The 18,249-nt window shown below is 40.6% G+C and carries 21 protein-coding genes; 8 read left to right on the plus strand and 13 right to left on the minus strand.

Features of this window, described 5'->3' with window-relative positions:
* Window positions 1–161: 161 nt before the first annotated feature.
* From BM056_RS09420 to BM056_RS09455, 9 genes are all read right to left on the minus strand, one after another.
* Window positions 162–791, minus strand: a complete 630-nt coding sequence (locus BM056_RS09420; RefSeq protein WP_092471055.1) for a cobalamin B12-binding domain-containing protein — start codon at window positions 789–791, stop codon at window positions 162–164.
* A gap of 28 nt (window positions 792–819) precedes the next feature.
* The gene (locus tag BM056_RS09425) at window positions 820–1,590 is read right to left on the minus strand and encodes a GntR family transcriptional regulator (protein ID WP_092471057.1); all 771 of its coding nucleotides are present in this window, start codon (window positions 1,588–1,590) and stop codon (window positions 820–822) included.
* 147 nt (window positions 1,591–1,737) lie between these two features.
* On the minus strand, window positions 1,738–2,358 hold the full coding sequence (locus BM056_RS09430) for a cobalamin B12-binding domain-containing protein (protein WP_092471059.1): 621 nt from the start codon (window positions 2,356–2,358) through the stop codon (window positions 1,738–1,740).
* 59 nt (window positions 2,359–2,417) lie between these two features.
* Window positions 2,418–2,588 carry a hypothetical protein gene (locus BM056_RS26160; RefSeq protein WP_165613453.1) on the minus strand — a complete coding sequence of 57 codons (171 nt, stop codon included), beginning with the start codon at window positions 2,586–2,588 and terminating at the stop codon, window positions 2,418–2,420.
* 23 nt (window positions 2,589–2,611) lie between these two features.
* On the minus strand, window positions 2,612–3,784 hold the full coding sequence (locus BM056_RS09435) for a uroporphyrinogen decarboxylase family protein (protein ID WP_092471061.1): 1,173 nt from the start codon (window positions 3,782–3,784) through the stop codon (window positions 2,612–2,614).
* 155 nt (window positions 3,785–3,939) lie between these two features.
* Entirely contained in the window at window positions 3,940–4,737 is a 798-nt protein-coding gene (locus BM056_RS09440; protein WP_092471063.1) for a dihydropteroate synthase, read from the minus strand.
* Window positions 4,738–5,115: 378 nt separating this feature from the next.
* Window positions 5,116–7,068, minus strand: coding sequence for a sensor histidine kinase (locus BM056_RS09445; protein ID WP_092471066.1), 1,953 nt, complete (start codon window positions 7,066–7,068; stop codon window positions 5,116–5,118).
* Window positions 7,043–7,729: a response regulator transcription factor gene (locus BM056_RS09450; RefSeq protein WP_092471333.1), complete on the minus strand. Its 687-nt coding sequence runs from the start codon at window positions 7,727–7,729 to the stop codon at window positions 7,043–7,045. Before BM056_RS09450 ends, BM056_RS09445 begins: the two co-directional genes overlap by 26 nt.
* 369 nt (window positions 7,730–8,098) lie before the next feature.
* On the minus strand, window positions 8,099–8,278 hold the full coding sequence (locus BM056_RS09455; RefSeq protein WP_092471068.1) for an HTH domain-containing protein: 180 nt from the start codon (window positions 8,276–8,278) through the stop codon (window positions 8,099–8,101).
* A 214-nt stretch (window positions 8,279–8,492) separates the two neighbouring features.
* Here BM056_RS09455 and BM056_RS09460 point away from each other — a divergent pair, with 214 nt between their 5' ends.
* From BM056_RS09460 to BM056_RS09480, 5 genes are all read left to right on the plus strand, one after another.
* Window positions 8,493–8,927 carry a Fur family transcriptional regulator gene (locus BM056_RS09460; protein WP_092471070.1) on the plus strand — a complete coding sequence of 145 codons (435 nt, stop codon included), beginning with the start codon at window positions 8,493–8,495 and terminating at the stop codon, window positions 8,925–8,927.
* A gap of 12 nt (window positions 8,928–8,939) precedes the next feature.
* Complete coding sequence (locus BM056_RS09465; protein WP_092471072.1) at window positions 8,940–9,362, plus strand: ferritin-like domain-containing protein; 423 nt, start codon at window positions 8,940–8,942, stop codon at window positions 9,360–9,362.
* Window positions 9,363–9,579: 217 nt separating this feature from the next.
* Window positions 9,580–10,179, plus strand: coding sequence for a TetR/AcrR family transcriptional regulator (locus BM056_RS09470; protein WP_092471074.1), 600 nt, complete (start codon window positions 9,580–9,582; stop codon window positions 10,177–10,179).
* Between the two features lie 3 nt (window positions 10,180–10,182).
* Entirely contained in the window at window positions 10,183–11,295 is a 1,113-nt protein-coding gene (locus tag BM056_RS09475) for an HlyD family secretion protein (protein ID WP_092471076.1), read from the plus strand.
* A gap of 14 nt (window positions 11,296–11,309) precedes the next feature.
* Complete coding sequence (locus BM056_RS09480; RefSeq protein ID WP_092471078.1) at window positions 11,310–12,872, plus strand: DHA2 family efflux MFS transporter permease subunit; 1,563 nt, start codon at window positions 11,310–11,312, stop codon at window positions 12,870–12,872.
* A gap of 215 nt (window positions 12,873–13,087) precedes the next feature.
* Here the strand turns inward: BM056_RS09480 and BM056_RS09485 are convergent, their stop codons facing one another.
* Window positions 13,088–13,336 (minus strand): hypothetical protein, encoded by a 249-nt coding sequence (locus BM056_RS09485; RefSeq protein WP_092471080.1) that lies wholly within the window; start codon window positions 13,334–13,336, stop codon window positions 13,088–13,090.
* A gap of 159 nt (window positions 13,337–13,495) precedes the next feature.
* The gene (rsgA, locus tag BM056_RS09490) at window positions 13,496–14,587 is read right to left on the minus strand and encodes a ribosome small subunit-dependent GTPase A (RefSeq protein ID WP_092471082.1); all 1,092 of its coding nucleotides are present in this window, start codon (window positions 14,585–14,587) and stop codon (window positions 13,496–13,498) included.
* A gap of 299 nt (window positions 14,588–14,886) precedes the next feature.
* Here rsgA and BM056_RS09495 point away from each other — a divergent pair, with 299 nt between their 5' ends.
* Both BM056_RS09495 and nuoH read left to right on the plus strand, forming a co-directional pair.
* A complete protein-coding gene (locus BM056_RS09495; protein ID WP_092471083.1) occupies window positions 14,887–15,489 on the plus strand; it encodes a TetR/AcrR family transcriptional regulator in 603 nt (200 codons plus the stop codon).
* Window positions 15,490–15,613: 124 nt separating this feature from the next.
* Window positions 15,614–16,663, plus strand: a complete 1,050-nt coding sequence (gene nuoH, locus BM056_RS09500; RefSeq protein WP_092471085.1) for an NADH-quinone oxidoreductase subunit NuoH — start codon at window positions 15,614–15,616, stop codon at window positions 16,661–16,663.
* 76 nt (window positions 16,664–16,739) lie between these two features.
* On the opposite strand, the gene BM056_RS09505 is transcribed toward nuoH, so the two are convergent.
* Window positions 16,740–17,072 (minus strand): winged helix-turn-helix transcriptional regulator, encoded by a 333-nt coding sequence (locus BM056_RS09505; protein ID WP_092471086.1) that lies wholly within the window; start codon window positions 17,070–17,072, stop codon window positions 16,740–16,742.
* Window positions 17,073–17,193: 121 nt separating this feature from the next.
* On the opposite strand from BM056_RS09505, the gene BM056_RS09510 reads away from it, so the two are divergent.
* Window positions 17,194–17,736, plus strand: a complete 543-nt coding sequence (locus BM056_RS09510) for a nitroreductase family protein (protein WP_092471088.1) — start codon at window positions 17,194–17,196, stop codon at window positions 17,734–17,736.
* Between the two features lie 106 nt (window positions 17,737–17,842).
* Here the strand turns inward: BM056_RS09510 and BM056_RS09515 are convergent, their stop codons facing one another.
* Window positions 17,843–18,127: a hypothetical protein gene (locus tag BM056_RS09515; RefSeq protein WP_131820749.1), complete on the minus strand. Its 285-nt coding sequence runs from the start codon at window positions 18,125–18,127 to the stop codon at window positions 17,843–17,845.
* Between the last annotated feature and the right edge of the window lie 122 nt (window positions 18,128–18,249).

The following is an 18,249-nucleotide window of genomic DNA, read 5'->3' on the forward strand; positions in this document are numbered from 1 at the left end:
ACGTTTGCAATTCGTCCCTGACGGCGGCAACAAGCGGTTAAAAAGGCCCGTATTTATTTTATCAGGTGGGGTTAAAACCCCACCTGAACCTTAAGTCGCACTTATTTCGAGTTTATCGCCGCTAAGACTCCCGCCTCTATAGGCGGGAGTCTTAGCGGCGGTTAACGAGATAAAGCAATTGCTTTAAATAGTTCCACTGCTCTTATGGCGTCTGTTTCACAATAATCCGCACCGGTAAATTGCCTTATTCGTTCGTTAGTTGGATACCCCCCAAGCAATACTGTTACTTTTTTTCTAAGACCGGTTTCATATAATAAATCTATCACTTTTTTTACCGCACTAATTGAAAATGTAAGTAGTACGGAAATTCCTAAAATTTTGGCATCTGTTTCCTTAATAGCCTCGATAAATTCCCGCGGTTCAACATCCACACCCAGGTCATACACATCAAATCCATGCGAACGCAGCAAATTGATAATTATATTTTTCCCCAAATCATGAATATCGCCTTCGATTGTCCCCATCACAATTTTTGTCCCGTTTTGCCGGGCTTTTCGTGTAAAGCTCGGTTCCAGGGTTTCCATGATCCTTCTTAAAATTTCCTCGGACATAATTAGATCTGATAAGTAATAAACTTCTTCACTATATTTTTTGCCAACTATTTCAACTCCCTGCCTGCATTGTTCAACAATTTCCAGAGGGGTCTCACCAGCTTTTAGTTTTTGGTTTACTATCTGAAGAGCCGTTTCTTCCTCCAAATCAGAAATAGCTTGAATTAAATCATCCTTCATCTAGAACCACCTTATCCTCTTCATATTGTTATTTAATATTATTTGCAGACCACCCGATATAGCTGGTTAGTTTATACCTATCACCACGGTAAACGGACTTTCCCCAACCAACCGGCTTTTTTTCAGCATCATAAACCGTTTGTTCAACAACAAAAACAGGAGTATTCTCTTTAACTTCCAGAACCGAGGTTTCTTCCTTGGTAGCAATGGACGCGTGTAAAACCCTTTTACTTGTTGTTGGGAAATGTGAACCGTGCGTAACTGCCAGGCTTGACAATGAAGGGTCTTTTAGTTCAACTTCTAAAATAGGCTTTTGCTTGGTATACTTAACGTATTTCTTCTCATACACCAGTGGTTCGTTATCCGCAGCCAACACCAGGCTAAAATAAAGGCAGCTGGTGCCTAAAGGAACCGCCAGCTTTTCAGACAAGGTTTTATTCGCTCTGACTATCCTTACACCCAAAAGCGTTGAGCTTGGAGTCATTCCTTTTTTACTGGTTTCCTCATAAAAATCGCCCAACTCAAATGTAACATCATTTAATTTAGGCTCTGATACAAAAGTCCCTTTGCCCTTTTGAGTAAATACCAGACCCAGGTTAATCAGCTCTGAAATAGCACGCCTAACGGTCATTCTGCTAATGCCAAAATTTTCAGCTATTTCATGCTCCGGCGGCAGTACTTCACCTGGTTTAAGTTTTCCTTCATAGATATATCCTTCAAACATTTTAGCAATTTGATAATATATCGGGATAACAGAATTTTTATCTATTTTTAATTGACTGATCAATTTATTATCCATTGTTCATCATACCTGTCTAGACATGCTTAATTTTATCATAGTAAAATATCATAATTACGAGCAAGAGTCAACCTAAAGTCTAATAGGCTGACCGGATTAACGCTTTAATTTAAACAGGGGCCTCGAATGGCCCCTGTCGTTTACTTTTTAATTAAATATTTCCTCAGCAATTCTTAACCCGTCACTTGCTGTCCTGGCATAGAAATCTGCTCCAACGTGTTCTTTAACGACATCGTCAATATAATTACCGCCAATTAAAACTTTTGTATCCAACCCCGCCGATCTAATTTCCGCAATAGCATCTTTCATGGATTCCTGACATGCAGTTAATAGTACACTCATACCTACCAGAGGCGCTTTTGATTCATTAATGGCTTCAACAAACTTTTCTTTGGGGACATCAACTCCCAAATCGATGATATTATAGCCTGCTCCTTTTAATAGCATTACGACAATGTTTTTGCCCAAATCATGAATGTCTCCTTTGACAGTTCCAATAACAATGGTCCCCTTGTAACTGCCGGATCCTTCGGCAAGGTGCGGTTCCAAAACATCCATAGAATCCTTCATAATTTCGCCGCACATAATTAATTCACTTAAAAAATATTTGCCAGATTCAAAACGTTTGCCAACTTCCGTCATACCCTGCTGTAGCGAGCCTACAATTTCCAAAGGATTAACTCCACTGTCCAAGCGTTCCTTGACCATCTGAACTACTTGTTCCTCTTCCAATTCCGCAATTGCATTTGATAAGGGATCTGTTAGCATAGTTATTCATCCACTCCTTTTGGGTATGTTAACGTTAAAAGATTAAATTGCCATACTATCTAGCGCTGCACCCAAAACCAAATAAAACTATAAGCAAAGGCGTCTAATTTCTCCCATTCTTTTTTGACGATTTCCTCGTTACCGTGGATTTTTTGGAGCTCTTCTTTCTTAACTTCCCAGGGCACACAAGTGCCAGGCTTCGGAACAAACTTTATTTCTTTTTCCGACATGGCTTATCCCTCCTTGTATCCAATTAGTAAACGCCGTACTCTCTTGCCGCTTCAGCCATAGCCAAAATATTTTCTTTTTTGGCATCACCCATAATAACCCCGCCTGCGGCGAGAATAAATCCACCGTCAACAGCCAGTTCATCAATAACTCTTTTAACATGCTCTTTCACTTCTTGCGGGGTTCCGTATGTTAACAGAGTGGTTGGCACACCGCCCTGGAGGCAGAATCTGCCGCCAAGAATCTCTTTGGCCTTTTTGGCATCAGTGGTATCAATATCGAAAATAATGCTTTTTTCAGGTAGTTCAGCGATTTTCTCAAGATACGGGGTCCAATCCCCTTCGGCAAAGAAAAACATTCTTTTCCCTTGCGCCCAAAGACCTTCAATAGTAGCTTTCAAGGAAGGCCAGTAGAAAGTATCCCACTGATACGGATTAAGGAATGGATAAGCTCCGCGATGAAGCGGGGCAAAACAAGGGAAGCGCGTATCCGCTCCCGGTCCGGCAACACCCTGATTGATATTATGAGGCGTTATCGCATCACATGCGGCCAGCACTTTTTCCGGCCGGCGGCGCAGGTCCAGAAGAATACCTTTCATTGATCTTAAAGCATCTCCCAAGGTATCAAAGGGAGCCTTGGTAAATCCCGCTCCTTGTCCAACAACACCATGCTCTTTGGTCCACTTTTCCCAGGCTGCACCCATTAGTCCACCCTGCATAGCAAAAGCAGCCGAACCTTTAATTAATGCCACAGTGGCTCTATAGGATCCCGGATCAGAAAACTCTGTGCTTATCCGCGGCAAAAAGTTGGTGACAAGCCATTCAGTGGGGTTGGCAATAAAATCATCGTAATCTTCCGGTTTCATGTATTCTTCTTCATTATATTGAAATGTGGAATTTTCCTCCAACCCTATGCCGGGAAACTTATATAATTTAGACCCCATGGCATCAAACATGGGCGGCCACCATAAACAAGGTCCGCCGCCAAATATATCCACATCCAAATCCGGCAATAATTCGCTAACGATGTTGTTGCTTAAATCTAAATCATAAAATACTTCCTGCAAAGTCTTATCTTTATGCTTAACAACCCATTCGCCAATGCCAAAGCTAACAGGAACCTTATCCGGTTTGCCGCAATTCATAGCAGTGGTATAACGTTCCAACCTTTCCCGATACAGCTTTTCCTTTTCGTTCATATTTGTTTCCCCCCTTAATTTGGTGCAACATGAACTATTTTTTAATTCTAATTGACAATCATCCATAAACTTGTTTTAAGGTGGTTTGCTAATCATTATCACCTACCCCTCTCTTTTCCATTACTGCTTCTTCCGGCCATAAGATAGGGACTTTGTTAATCCACTAAAGCATCCTTGCGATATGCTTTTAAAAAGTTCTTACTAAAACGATCATTGCCCAGCAATGCGTTAGTAGTAGTGACCGCAGTCATGATTTTCCCGTCCAAGGGATCAAGTATGGCGGCGTCCATACCAAAGGCCATGCAAATTGCCAGGAAATAGCGATTGATGATCTTTCTTTGGGGCATATTAAATGAAATGTTACTTAAACCGGATACTGTTTTTACATTAAACTTTTGCTTAATATTAGTAAGGCATTGGAAGAACATGGCCGCGTTGGTGTGATCAACCGCCAGAGGAAGAACGAGGGGGTCAATGTACAGTTGCGTTAAATCATAATCATTCTTTGTTAAAATCTCCACCAGGCGTTCTGCCAGAATAATCCGCTCTTGCGCGGTTTTGGGGATGCCATTGTCATCAACGGTTAAACCTATTACCGGACACTTGTATTCCAACACCAAAGGAAGTACCCCTTCCAGGCGATTTTTCTCCAAAGAAATAGAATTAATCAGCACTTTATTTTTATCGCCTTTTACTGCTTCCAGTCCCTTCTGGATTGCTAAAGCCGATGTACTGTCAATGCACAATGGCACATCTGTCACTTCTTGAACCTTCTGGACAAGCCACTCCATATCAAGCAGCTCATCACCGTGCGCGGTATTGATGTCCAAATAATCAGCACCTGCTTGAGCTTGTCTTAACGCCAGATCCTGAACAGCAGCGGCATCTCTTTTACTAATAAGCTCACGCACACTGGGTATGGCGCTATTAAGTTTTTCACCAATAATAAGCATACCTATCAATCCCCTTTGAGTTATATCAATATTCACAAAATAACAGGCAGATACATTATAACTTTAGATGCCACAGGTAGGTTTCCCCATGAAGTTTTCACCAATACCGGATATCGCTTGGATTATGCCATTTCTTGTACACGGGCATTTTTTATCCAAAATGAAGCTTATTAAAACCTATAAGTATAGTTGTCTAGACATCCTGATTATGACTCTATTCTAATAAAATTCCATTAACTAATCAAGGTAAATCAAAAGAATTTATCTAAATTTATGAGGCATGTTATTTTAATGGAATAATTAAACAGGGACGGAGGTAGGCATCGTGCTCCTCTACCCCGCCTCTGTCCCTACCGCCCTTTTACAATATTACTTTTATTACTTTTCCAGCCACAAAGGCATTTCTATCATCACTTTAAATAAATCACCGTCGATTTCTATTTTAAACCGGCCCCCCTGGATGTCTGTTAAGCTCTGGGCAATAGAAAGGCCCAAACCCGATCCTTCTGTCGTTCTGGCAGCATCTCCACGGACAAACCGCTCTGTCAACTGTTCAGGGGGGATATCAAGGGACGTAGCCGATATATTTTTGATAACCAACAATCCATTTTGCTTACTTCTGTAAATATTAATATATACTCGCGAATGAGGCATTGAATATTTCAATACATTAGACAATAAGTTTTCAACAATACGCCACATGTATTTACCGTCAGCTGCTATAAATATCTTTTCATCTGCAGCATTAATGTGAAAATCCAGTTCTGCCGTTTTGATTTTTTCCTCATATTCACCGCATGCCTGCATAACAAGTTCGTGTAAATCAACTTTCTCTTTTTCGATGGTAAGATTGCCGCTCGAAGCCTTGCTCGCCTCAATCAAATCCTCAATCAGCTGCTTTAATCTGGCAGACTTCTCATCCAGAATTTCTAAATATCCATTGGCACTTTCGTTGTTTAAATCTTCCTTTTTTAACAAGTCAATATAATTAATAATCGAGGTTAGCGGCGTTTTTAAATCATGTGACACATTGGCAATAAGGTCTGTTTTCATCCGCTCTCCTTTAACCGCCTCGGCAACGGCTTTTTTTAGCCCTCCTTGTATGCTTAGAATGTCTTCTGCAAAGCTTGAAAAGGCCACCGATATTTGAGTTTTATCCAGAGCGTAGTCTAAATTACCCGCAGATATTTCTTTTGCAGCTTCCATAATTTGGGCCAGGGATAATAGGGATTTAGCGGCAAAGTAAATGGCGACGATATTAAAAGCCGCTATTATAATGAAAGAGAACAGAAATAAGGTAAAACCCTGCGAAAAGGCAATTGCGAATAAAATACCGTTTAACGCACCATAGCCCAGCAGCAGGATTATGGTCCAGGTTTTAAACGCCTTTCCGTTAAAGCATAAGTCTAAAATTTTATAGGTTAAAGTATTTTTAATAATTTTTCTGCTTTTAATCTGCCTGATCATTGATAGGATATAGGATAGCCCTATTAATACGTCTACGCCGAAGACCAGGGCGAATACTAATAAATTCATCCATGGTTCGTTAAAAGAAATTGCAATAGTCACTGATAGCAGTGCCGCAATAAATACCAGCATGGAATAAACATCCGTGTAAATCCCGTCCACGAATGAAACCGCTATTTCGGCTCCCTTTTCCCGACGCCCGGTAACGATAACCAGATAGATAAAGGCTAAAATCGTTATGATTATTGATGCAACCAATAATGCAGTAACGTAGGTGGCAATTGTTTTAGCCCTGGTATACGCCATAAAATCATCGTAAAACACATCTCCCTGCTTTAAAGGCTCAATGAGCGCCGCATGAACTTCATATTGCGTACCCATCAACAACTGTTTTATCTCTTCGCCGAATGGATAACCCGGTTCATATGTCAACTGGTTATAATATACACTGGCAGGCTGTTTCTGAATTAAGGCAAGCGCGTCTGTTTTAGTTACATTAGTAATCGTTTCTCCTGTTTTGGTATTCTTTATATAATAAGCCAAGTTAACTGTATTAGACATTTCCTTTTTCAGGTTATAGTAACGTTGCAGATTATTATTTGCAGCATCCTCTGCAGCACCAGAAGATTTAATAGATTCTTCACTTTTAAGTTTAACCTTTAATTCCACAGCATTACGAAGCTGCATATTGAATTTATTTTTAAATTCATAGGTATCATAATAACTTTTACTATTGATAATGCTGTGATTATACAACAGAAACATACCGCTCCCGAAAACGCACATCACGCTTAGCCATACCAAAATAAAAGCCGCAGTTTGCGCTCCGGTCGAATATTTAATATTTTTCAATTTTGTATCCAATTCCCCATACCACCTTTAAATATTTCGGTTCCTTCGGATTGATCTCAATTTTTTCCCTGATCCGTCTAATATGTACCGGAACGGTATTTTCGGCAGAAAATGACGGCTCATGCCAAACATGCTCATATATTTGTTCTGATGAAAATACATGGCCGAGATTTTTCATCAGAAACAGCATTATGCCATATTCCGTAGGGGTCAGTTTAACAGCCTCACCGTCAACTTGGAGTTCTTTTGCTTCCGGATCAAGTTCCAAACTGCCGGTTTTTAAGATATTGCTGTTTGAAACTAAACTACCCAGCGCAGTATAACGGCGCATTTGTGATTTGACTCTGGCCATTAGTTCTAATGGGTTAAAGGGTTTGGTCACATAATCATCCGCACCAAAGTTCAGTCCGGCAATTTTATCTGTATCCTCTGATTTGGCAGATAATATTATAATTGGAATATTCAATTCTTCACGGATCTTTATTGTTATTGACAGGCCATCCAAACCAGGCATCATTATATCCAATAAAACCAGATGGATTTTCTGTTCCGTCAAAACCTTTAAAGCCTGATTTCCTGTATAGGCTTTTACTACCCCATAATTTTCGTGCTTGAGGTATATTTCCAAAGCATCAACTATTGCCGTATCATCATCACACACTAAAACATTCAGTTTATCCACATGATTCACCCCACATTATACTGTTTTATTATAGTACACCTAAATCACCTGCCTTTCATGTAATTTTGACAGGTAATCTTTGCAAAACACTTGATAAAAAGATTAAGACTTTCTTAAGATTGGCCATGTAAAATAATAATGCGTTGGTGAGAATTATTTCTTCTCAGCCAACGCATTATTAATCTTTGAATTAACCTTCAACAATGATTGTCTTTACGGACCGGAACTTATGCTCCTTTTCCCCACTGCTTCGGTCCAGGTATTCTTTTATTGCCTTGCGCTTTAACGGGAATAAAGAATATAAACACCCTCTGACTGCCCAAGTAATGCCCGGGCGGGAGGGTGTGGCGAAAATACATGTCATTCACTTACAGCGTAATAGCACCTTTTAGGCGATATTATTTTTCCTTCTTTCTTTAACTCCTTGATACCTTTATCGACTTCTTTTTTATCAATACCGGCAATTTCTGCAATATCCCCCGCTTTTAAAGGTTCTTTAGAATCTTTTAGAGCTTTCAGAATCATTTCATTGGCACTCACCTTATCACCGCTCCCTTTAATTTACTTTCCCGCATCAATATTGTACCCATCCAGACTTAATAAAACAACATTCTTTTTTCAGCCACAATTGCCGTCATATTAACAGCCACACCAACCAAAACTAATATTAATTAAAAAACTTCTTGACAAATTGAATTTTTTATCCGATAATACTTACTATATAGTAATAATTATTGAATACGGTGATAATCTTATGGACGTTAGAGATTTGTTAAAACAAAAAGGCCTAAGGATTACTCCCCAACGGGAAGCCATTTACAGACTGCTTGCGGCCAGTAAGGCACACCCTACTGCGGAGTGGGTATACCAGGAAGTTAAAAATATCTTTCCTTCCATCAGTTTTAATACCGTTTATAAAACCGTCCAGGCATTTGAAGAGTCGGGACTGCTACAGCGTTTCAATACGGGGGCAAACATCTATCATTATGACGCTAATGTGCGACCTCACCCTCACGTTATTTGCCTTTCATGCGGCAGGGTGGATGATTTGGATGAATTCCCGGACAGCCTTGAAGATTTTATAAGCAAGGCCTCGATGTCTTCACCCTATCTAATTAAACTCGTGAACCTGCATTTTTACGGTTACTGCCCGCAATGCGGCGACAGCAACCCCAAAATAAAATCATAAGGAGGAAATAAAATGGCGGATCTGATTAATGAAGTAAAACTGGGAGTTACCAAAGGAACCGAACTTGAAGGAGCGGTAACTGCGGAATTCAAGGGTGAAACATGGGAGGTAGGAGCGTACCTGGCCATGGCCCGGCAGGCCCAGCGGGAAGGTTATCCCGAAGTAGCGCTGGTGCTTGAATCCATTGCAAAGGACGAAGCCTGGCATGCCGCCCACTTCGCCGAACTTAACGGGATCATATCCGGAAGTACAAAAGAAAACATTGAAAAAATGCTTAAAGGTGAAATTATGGCCAACAAAGGCAAAAGGGAAGCGGCAGTCAAGGCCAAGGAACTCGGTAACGACCACGCCCACGACGTTTTCGATGAGTCTTCCCGGGACGAAGCCAGGCATGCCTGCGCCTTGGAAGGGTTATTAAACCGGTATTTTAAGTAGAGGTTGATCAAAAGGGAAGGGATCATATTTATGATCCCTTCCCTTTTGTTGTTACACATAAGCAGCCACCGTACAGTTGTCCTTGAACTGCAGTTAACACTTAGCTTTTAATTACACCATATTTAATGATATCATCATCTTCATTGACAAAATTATGACTGGCAGTTACTATTATAAATGGTAGTTAGAATAATAAATAAGATTCGGAGATGGTGAGATGAGAGCCAGGCATGAGCGAGAACGGGAATTTAGACGGGAAAGCATAATTGAAGCTACCGAGCAACTTCTTAACGAGAAAACATTTGAGTCCATTACGATGGATGACATAGCAATGCGCTCTGATTTTTCTAAAGCTTCGATTTATCAGTATTTCAAAAACAAGGAAGAATTAATCATTGCAGTTTTTGCCAGGATTCTAAGAACGGAATGCCATTTAATCGAAGAGAGATGTTTATTAGAGACTGACCCTATCCAAGCGATGAGAAACTATATAAAGATTCAATTTGAATCCATTCACCGAAACCCATGGAGTCCCAAGGTCATAGCAACTTTTCCCTTTAGAGATTATCATGCAGAAAACTGTTTAAGTGATTTATATAATCAGAAGAAAAAGCTAATTACAGGTATCATCCAACGAGGCCAAACTGAAGGAATATTTATTATATCCGACCTGGATATTTTTACAAACATGCTTCTATCTGCAAGTGTAGGATTTGCAAATTATTTTTCTACTCGTATGTCCTCTGATATACAAAGCCCGGAAATCGAGATGTTTATCTCAACCATCATTAAAGGGATTACTAAGGGGGAGCAGTAACGAATGACGAATCCAACTACACCAGCTAATATTTCAGTAGATAAACCAAAGAAAAAACTAATATCCAAGGTAATCCGTATGGGTATCTTGACATTAGTGGTAATCGCCATCGCTATTTTCGGTATGCGCTGGTACATTCAACTAAAAACTACGGTCACAACGGATAATGCGAAAGTTTCTGCAGATTTAGTTAATATCAGTGCTGAGGTTTCCGGCAGGCTTACCGATGTTTATGTTCAAGAAGGAGATACCGTAGAAGCAGGGAAGATATTGGCCAGGTTGGATGATTCCCAATATCGTATTAATGCTTCCCAGGCGGAGGCGGCATGGGAGCTTAGTAAAATAGCAGTTACTAATTTATCAAACGATATTAAGTCCGCCCAGTTGACAGTTACCAAGGCAGAAAGCGCCTTATCCGCCGCCAAAGCGCAAGCTGATATTAATAAACTAGCTATGGAAGATGCCCAGCGCATATTGGATAAGAACATGGTTTTATACCAGAACGAAGCTGTTCCCGAGGAAACCTTGGACAACTATACAATTAAATACGAAACAGCGGTAAAGGCCTTGGAAGCTGCCAATGCTAACGTGACTTCTGCTCAAGATTCCGTCGCAGCTGCTCAAACCCAATTAGATACCTTGAATAAAACCGGCAGTGCCACCTATGCAGCCCAGGAAAAGCAGGCCAAAGCGACCTATGATAATGCCCAACTGGCTTTGGCACATACAGCCATTAAATCTCCTATTAGCGGAAGCGTGGTCAAAGTTGTGGCTTTAAAAGGACAAAACATTAACTCAGGAACCTCCTTGTTTACCATCGTAAATCCTGAGCGAGTTTGGGTTTTAGCCAACATTGAAGAAAAAAATATAGCACGGATACATATTGGAGATCAGGTTAAAATTGTGGTCGATGCCTACCCGAATATTGTTTTCGATGGCCTGGTTGAAGAGATTGGCGGAGCTACTCAATCGAGTTTTTCCATCTTACCTACAGAGAACACATCGGGTAACTATACTAAAGTAGCCCAGCGCTTACCAATAAAAATAAGCGTTGCTCAGCAAGATCATAAGTTAAAGCCGGGTATGTCTGCCGTAGTGACTATTAAGACTCAATAAGTGAGGATTTAATCATGAAAACCGGTGAATTACAGAATAGAATTAACTGGGCTGCAACCTCAGTTATCATAATGGGAACCTTTTTGCAAGGCCTTACCGGAAATATCGTTAATGTCGCCATATCAAAGCTGATGGCTGTCTTTGGTACGAATGCCAATGACATTCAATGGGTACTCACAGCTTACATGTTAACCCAGGGAATTGTAATAGCCCTGGCCGGGTACTTGGGGGACAAATACGGATATAAGAAAACCTTTGTTGTTGCGCTAATCCTGTTTACTCTGGGTTCATTCTTATGTGGTGCATCATTTAACTTTAATATGATGATTATCAGCCGGATACTACAGGGGATAGGAGCGGGGATCATCATGCCTTTAGGTATGGCGATATGTTTCAGGATTAATCCCATATCCAAAATTGGCATGGTGCTTGGCGTATGGGGGATTGCCGGAATGGCAACCATGGCTATTGGGCCATCTTTGGGAGGATATCTGATTGAGGTTGCCAGCTGGCGCATGCTTTTTTATATCAATGTACCCGTCGGTCTGCTGGCTATCTTCATGGGAATTACTTTGCTGCCGGAAACTGAGAAAAATGCAAAATCGACACTAGATACCGTAGGTATTGCAACCATCTGCATTGGTTTGTTTTGTCTAATATTTGCATTAAGCAAGGGCAATCAAATGGGTTGGAGAGATCCACTGATAGTCGCCATGTTGTTTTTGGGAATTGTTAACCTGATTATCATGGTAGTTCACGAACTGCGGTGCCCAGAACCGGTGCTGGATATGCGATTATTTAAAAATAAGCTTTTTACTATGTCCACTATTATTTCTTCTTTTATTCAAGTAGCTATGGTAGTGGTAGTTTATCTTTTCCCTCTTTTGATGCAAAGCGTACTCGGGCAAACTGCAATGCAAACAGGATTAGTTTTGTTGCCGCCTGCGTTGGTTACAGCTATAACTATGCCCATCAGCGGTAAGTTGTTCGATAAATATGGTGCTCGGTACCTAATCCTTATCGGCATGGTAATTATGACCGTTTCATCTTACGCCATGAAGGACTTTAATGCTTCTACATCTTTTAACACGATGATGTTTTGGATGTCGGTCCGTGGAATCGGAATTGGATTAGCGTTGTCACCAGCTATTAATGTGGGGATGTTGGGTATTCCGAAAGAATCAACTGGCACCGCCTCTTCCCTGGGGAATGTGATTCGGAGTGTGGCAACCACCTTTGGAATTGCTATTATGACAAATTTGATGCAATCACGTAATACCTTTCACTATGCTAATTTAGCACAGAATGTAGTTTTAGATAAGCCGGACGGTTTGAATATGATATCAGCCTTTCAGGAAATAGGGTTAAATGCCGGTCTTGGGGCACAAGGAGGACAAATCCTTAGTATATCTGTGTTATACAAGTATGTAGCCCAGCAATCCATGGTGATGGCTATTTCCGACTGTTTCATTATTGGTGCAGTTTTATGTGTTGTAGCATTTGCTCTAGCTTTATTCTTATATGACAGGAAAAGATCGAAAATTGCCAGCTTTAGTACAACCAGCACGGAAACTTAGAAATTTTATCGCAAATCAATTAAATACTTGACAAAAGGAACCAACTCCCCTTATTTAGTGCGGCCTGACGAAACCTGCACTGTTTTAACAAACGGAGGAGATTTTTCTACTCATAGCTAAAGCTTTTTAGAACCACCTGGCATAGCAGGTGGTTTTCGTTATACAAAATATAAAGCTACCGCGCTACGGTAGCTTTACTTGTAAACGAATTGTAATTAACTATGATGCAATTGAAAGCGGTCAGATATGACATCCAAACAGTCGGCTATGACTGCACATATACAATCACAATCGACGAATTTGAATTTCCTGTCTACCGTAGCTATTAGAATATTGCCTTTAACAGCCACGACTTTCACCAGTTCTTTGTCGCCTGATTCAAGTATTATAATAACTTTTTCACCCGCTAAATCCTTTAAAATGCCGCATATTTTATCAGGAAAATCAGGAATAAGAGTACTCATTATCCATTTACCCCCCTTCCTATACTTTCTATATTTACTATATTATATGTTGGGAGGTAAAAATTGTTCTTGCTGCCGATAAAAAAAGCGCATTTAGCCAAGCATAAGCGGAATACATAGGCCTAAGACTTTTAGTTAAGCCCAGTGACTCTTCCAGCGTTAGCTATTTTTTTTCTTGTTATGTTTCCGCACCTGCTTGTAAGCACCAATGGATCCCATCATTGCAATTATTTTTTGCTTTTCTGCCTGTGCTGTTGTCATCGTATTTTTGCGCTCAAAAAATGCCATCTCCTGTTGGAGCTTTTTATAATTTGCCAATCGTTTGGCGGATAATACTCCGTCCTCGATAGCTTTCTTTACAGCGCACTTTGGCTCAGATTCATGCTGACAATCCCTGAAATAGCATCTTTCAGCCAACTCCTCAATATCAGGAAAAGATTTTGACAAATCAGCGTTGGCAATCTGAAGCTCTCTCATTCCAGGCGTATCAATAACCACTCCACCGTTAGGCAGCACAAATAACTGCCTGTGCGTTGTTGTGTGCCTGCCCTTGTCATCATCTTCTCTAATTTCTTTTGTGGTAAGCATATTCTCACCTAAAAGCCTATTTATCAGAGTAGACTTACCCACACCTGAAGAACCGATAAAGGCTACGGTTTTACCTTTATTCAAATATTTAAGTAAGTCAGCGTAGCCGTTACCGCGCATACTTGACGTTATTAACACATCCACGCCAACAGCGACAGAATCTATCTCCATGAGCTTTGTTGTCAGGTCATTGCACAGATCTGACTTGGTAAGCACGATAACCGGCGTTGACATGCTGTCCCAGGCAATTGAAAGATACCGTTCGAGACGGCGCAGATTGTAGTCATTATTAAGAGACATACAGATAAATACTGTATCAATATTTGCAGCAACTATCTGACGCTCATATCCTGTTCCCGCAGTCTTTCGCTCAAAACAGCTTTTTCTGGTAAGAATGTGGTGAATAATCGCGTTACCACTTTTCTGGTCTGTTCTATCCACCAATACCCAATCGCCCACAGCAGGATAATCTACCGAAGCAGATGCCAAATAGCTCAGTTTCCCCGCAACCTCGGCCTGTATCTCTCCATTTTCGGTAATAACTTTGTACATATCCTTGTGCTGCGCTGATACTCTGGCCAAATGAAGATTGCCGTCATACATGGTGGCTTCCTGAATATACCGTTCAGAAAGTCCAATATTATATAGATTTATTTTTCTCATTATAATGTGTGTCCTCCCATCTTTTTAAACCGAACAAGGGGAGGGCAGTTTTATTTATCCTGCAAGCACCTCCCCCTTTATTACAATCTCAGCATTATATGCTTTAAACATAAAATTCCAGCTCCTTTCCACGTTAACATTTTAATTTTATTAACCATTTTTATAATATCACATTGTCAATTTTCAAACCTCTAAAAAATAATACTATATATTATTGCAATTTTTACCTATTAATATTATAATCAACTTGGTTAACTACTGAATCAGGTTTAATACTAGACCGAGTACAGGAGGGCAACATGGTGAAAACCAGGCTGGAAAGAAAAAAAGAAGAAACCAAAAAGAAAATCATTTCCGTGGCCATGAATTTATTTAAAAGTCAGGGTTTTGATTCCACCACCGTGGAGCAAATAGCCGAAGAAGCCGACATTGCCAAGGGAACGATTTATCTTCATTTCCCAATGAAAGAAGCTATCATCAGCGAATATTTACGGGCAGCGGTAAGGGAACTAGGGCCCGATGTCATCCAGGCTCTGCGCAAATTGCCTGATATGCGCTCTCGCCTGGTGGCCATTTTTATTAAGTCTCAGGAATGGATAGAAAAAGAAATAACCAGGGATTTGGAAAGGAAATATGTATTTTACAGGATACAAACACTTGAAAAATCCGTAAGAAACGTAATAAGTGCCTATCTGACAGAAATTATTGCGCTTGGACAGAAGGAAGGAGAAATCAGAGATGACGTTCCGGCTGATTTACTTGCCTTACAATTGGAAGCCGTTCACTTTTTTACTGTAATTACCTGGCTGGCGGAGCCAGAAAAATTTTCTCTGGCCGACCGTATCACACTCAACGTTGAATTATTCTTAAATGGATCAGCTGCAGGTGCTCATACGGTCTAAATATGCTAATTCCTAATCCCAGTCGGCGCTATACCACCCTGCACCGGAGTATTAAAATGGGCTGAATTTATGGCACCTAACTTGGTGGAGTGGACTGTTAAATGAAACTATGGAGGGGATAGATATGTTGGAAAATTTATTTGTGGGTATGGCCGAATGGGTTAGATCTGTTATGAACGGCTTGGGCACACCCGTAGAAATTAATGAAACCATTGTGATGCTGGTCAAGCTTGTGTCTATCCTCGTATTTATTTTACTTAACGCTGCATGGCTGGTTTATATGGATCGCAAGGTTGCCGCCTATATGCAAGCCCGTATTGGCCCCAACCGGGTTGGCCCCAAAGGACTATTGCAGCCATTTGCGGATATCGCAAAATTGATCAGCAAAGAGATCCCGATCACTAATAAAGCGGATGTGGTTTTGTTTATGCTTGCTCCGGTGCTGGTTTTCGTGCCCACGGTGATGGTATTTGCCGTAATACCACTTGGTAAGAATATGGCAGCTATTGATATGAATATCGGGGTGTTTTATCTACTGGCCATCACTTCGCTGACCGCGTTATTTATCTGGATGGGTGGCTGGGCTTCAAACAGTAAGTACTCCCTGATTGGCAGTATGCGTGTCGTAGCACAGATGGTAAGCTACGAACTACCGCTGGTGCTGGGGCTTTTGGGAGTAATCATGATCGTGGGCAGCCTAAAGATGTCCGACATTATAGCTGCTCAGGAACACGTCTGGTTTATTTTTACACAGCCGATTGCGTTTCTAATTTATTTTATTGCAGCTATTGCGGAAGTCAACCGTACCCCCTTCTGTTTAGTTGAGGGTGAATCCGAAATTATAGCAGGTCCCTATACCGAGTATGGGGGTATGGCCTTTGCCATGTTCTTCCTGGCTGAATATGCGAACATCATGGTTATCTGCGCTATGGCCACCGTTATGTTTCTTGGCGGGTGGCATGCTCCCTTTGGCCTTACTTTTATCCCGTCATGGTTGTGGTTTTTCCTTAAGATGTATGTCCTAGTATTTGTGGTCATGCAATTCCGTTGGACTTATCCCCGTATCAGGGTGGACCAGCTCATGGGGTTCGGTTGGAAAATACTGCTGCCCCTTGCTCTGGCCAACATCTTTATAACAGGTATAGGGATGATAGTTTATCAGTCAATATGGTAGTGAACATCTTTATTATATTAATGACTTATCTATATGTTTTATCTTCATTGAACCGGGGAATAAATTACCAGCCAGCTCATTTTATCAGTTCCTCCCCCCATTTTGCTAATTCATCAAGTACAGGCAAAAGCTTTTCTCCAGCCTTTGTCAATGAATACTCAACACGTGGTGGTATTTCGTTGAACTGCACTCTTTTAATCAATCCGCTTTCTTCGAGTTCTTTAAGTGAACTTGTCAGCATCATATTGGTTATTCCAACAACACTTTTTTTTAATTCGTTATATCTAAGCGTACCGTTTTGACAAAGCACCCAAATTATTGGTAATTTCCACTTTCCTTCGATTACTTTTAGCGCTGATGCAACAGGACATAAATCATTTTCTATTGAAAAAATTATTTTATCCTTCACACTTTACCCCCGTTACTCACAAAAAACTTACTTAGTCATAAAAAACTGCATACTTGCATATTTTTTATTCGCACTTACAATTATATTAAAGAAAAAATAAAGAGTAAAGGAGATTTGCACTATGCATACATTAGAAGCCATTTCAAAAAGAAAAAGTATCAGAAAATATAAAGCTGAGCAAATTAAGGATTCGGCTTTAGAAGAAATTATTAAAGCAGGTAAAACTGCTCCAAATGCCGGACCTTTTCAAATTACTGTAATCCAAAATGCAAAACTGCTAACAAAAATTTCCGAGACAGCATTAACAGCTATGAAAAATTCCGGGAATGATTTTTTAATGAGCAGAGCAGCATTACCAGGATATACCCCACTCTATGGTGCACCAACTTTACTTGTCCTTTCAGCACCACAAGAAAATCCCTATAGCATGGCCAATACATCAAATGCCGCAACTAATATGACAATTGCCGCAACTGATTTAGGCCTCGGTTCTTGCTATATGATTACGCCACAGCTTGCTTTCACCGCAGACCCTTCTTTGGCTAAAGAAGCTAATCTACCTGAAGGCTTTTCAACTATATGTGCTGTTGCCGTTGGCTACTCCGACGGTAATGCTTTTAGCACCGAAAGACCTGCTGTGGACAACGTAAACTATGTTAAATAATTAGCATATAAGATAAAGCAGCTGTTGTTCAGCTGCTTTATCTTATACAAGCTGCGCGGGGTCCCAGTCAAACAGATCGAGGGTGCCTTGATGGAGCGATGGTTTCTTAATCCTTATTAACATTGAACTTAATCACGTTATTTTGCAGATCTTCGGCAATATTGGCAAGTTCCTGCGCAGTACTGGAAACCTGTTGCACGGTAGATGCTATTCGTTCGCTGGCTGTAGTAAGTTGCTGGGTGCCTTCGCTGGATTGAGTGACACCGACGGCTATATCATTAATTATAGCTGTATTATTCTCAATCACCTTAATGATTTGCTCTATGGCCATACCGGCGCTACCAGCCACTAGCTCATTAAACTCAAAGCTTTGCACCCTGCTTTTCGACAAATTTGTCCAGTTATTGATATGAAAATGCAATATTTACACTTTTTTTTAATTCTTCTTTTGTATTATTTTCCCTCCATCACTTTATTTAAAATTTCAGAATACCATCAATTGCATACCAACAG

Origin of the sequence: Desulfotruncus arcticus DSM 17038, from assembly GCF_900113335.1 — a bacterium.
Taxonomy (GTDB): Bacteria; Bacillota; Desulfotomaculia; order Desulfotomaculales; family Desulfallaceae; genus Desulfotruncus; species Desulfotruncus arcticus.

Bases quoted from the DNA above. Each gene is read 5' to 3' on its own strand.
- BM056_RS09470 (WP_092471074.1), top strand. From the start codon at position 9,580: ATGAGAGCCAGGCATGAGCGAGAACGGGAATTTAGACGGGAAAGCATA.
- BM056_RS09495 (WP_092471083.1), top strand. From the start codon at position 14,887: ATGGTGAAAACCAGGCTGGAAAGAAAAAAAGAAGAAACCAAAAAGAAA.
- BM056_RS09430 (WP_092471059.1), bottom strand. From the start codon at position 2,358: ATGCTAACAGATCCCTTATCAAATGCAATTGCGGAATTGGAAGAGGAA.
- nuoH (WP_092471085.1), top strand. From the start codon at position 15,614: ATGTTGGAAAATTTATTTGTGGGTATGGCCGAATGGGTTAGATCTGTT.
- BM056_RS09440 (WP_092471063.1), bottom strand. From the start codon at position 4,737: ATGCTTATTATTGGTGAAAAACTTAATAGCGCCATACCCAGTGTGCGT.
- BM056_RS09510 (WP_092471088.1), top strand. From the start codon at position 17,194: ATGCATACATTAGAAGCCATTTCAAAAAGAAAAAGTATCAGAAAATAT.
- BM056_RS09465 (WP_092471072.1), top strand. From the start codon at position 8,940: ATGGCGGATCTGATTAATGAAGTAAAACTGGGAGTTACCAAAGGAACC.
- BM056_RS26160 (WP_165613453.1), bottom strand. From the start codon at position 2,588: ATGTCGGAAAAAGAAATAAAGTTTGTTCCGAAGCCTGGCACTTGTGTG.
- BM056_RS09485 (WP_092471080.1), bottom strand. From the start codon at position 13,336: ATGAGTACTCTTATTCCTGATTTTCCTGATAAAATATGCGGCATTTTA.
- BM056_RS09475 (WP_092471076.1), top strand. From the start codon at position 10,183: ATGACGAATCCAACTACACCAGCTAATATTTCAGTAGATAAACCAAAG.
- rsgA (WP_092471082.1), bottom strand. From the start codon at position 14,587: ATGAGAAAAATAAATCTATATAATATTGGACTTTCTGAACGGTATATT.
- BM056_RS09480 (WP_092471078.1), top strand. From the start codon at position 11,310: ATGAAAACCGGTGAATTACAGAATAGAATTAACTGGGCTGCAACCTCA.
- BM056_RS09460 (WP_092471070.1), top strand. From the start codon at position 8,493: ATGGACGTTAGAGATTTGTTAAAACAAAAAGGCCTAAGGATTACTCCC.
- BM056_RS09425 (WP_092471057.1), bottom strand. From the start codon at position 1,590: ATGGATAATAAATTGATCAGTCAATTAAAAATAGATAAAAATTCTGTT.
- BM056_RS09435 (WP_092471061.1), bottom strand. From the start codon at position 3,784: ATGAACGAAAAGGAAAAGCTGTATCGGGAAAGGTTGGAACGTTATACC.
- BM056_RS09420 (WP_092471055.1), bottom strand. From the start codon at position 791: ATGAAGGATGATTTAATTCAAGCTATTTCTGATTTGGAGGAAGAAACG.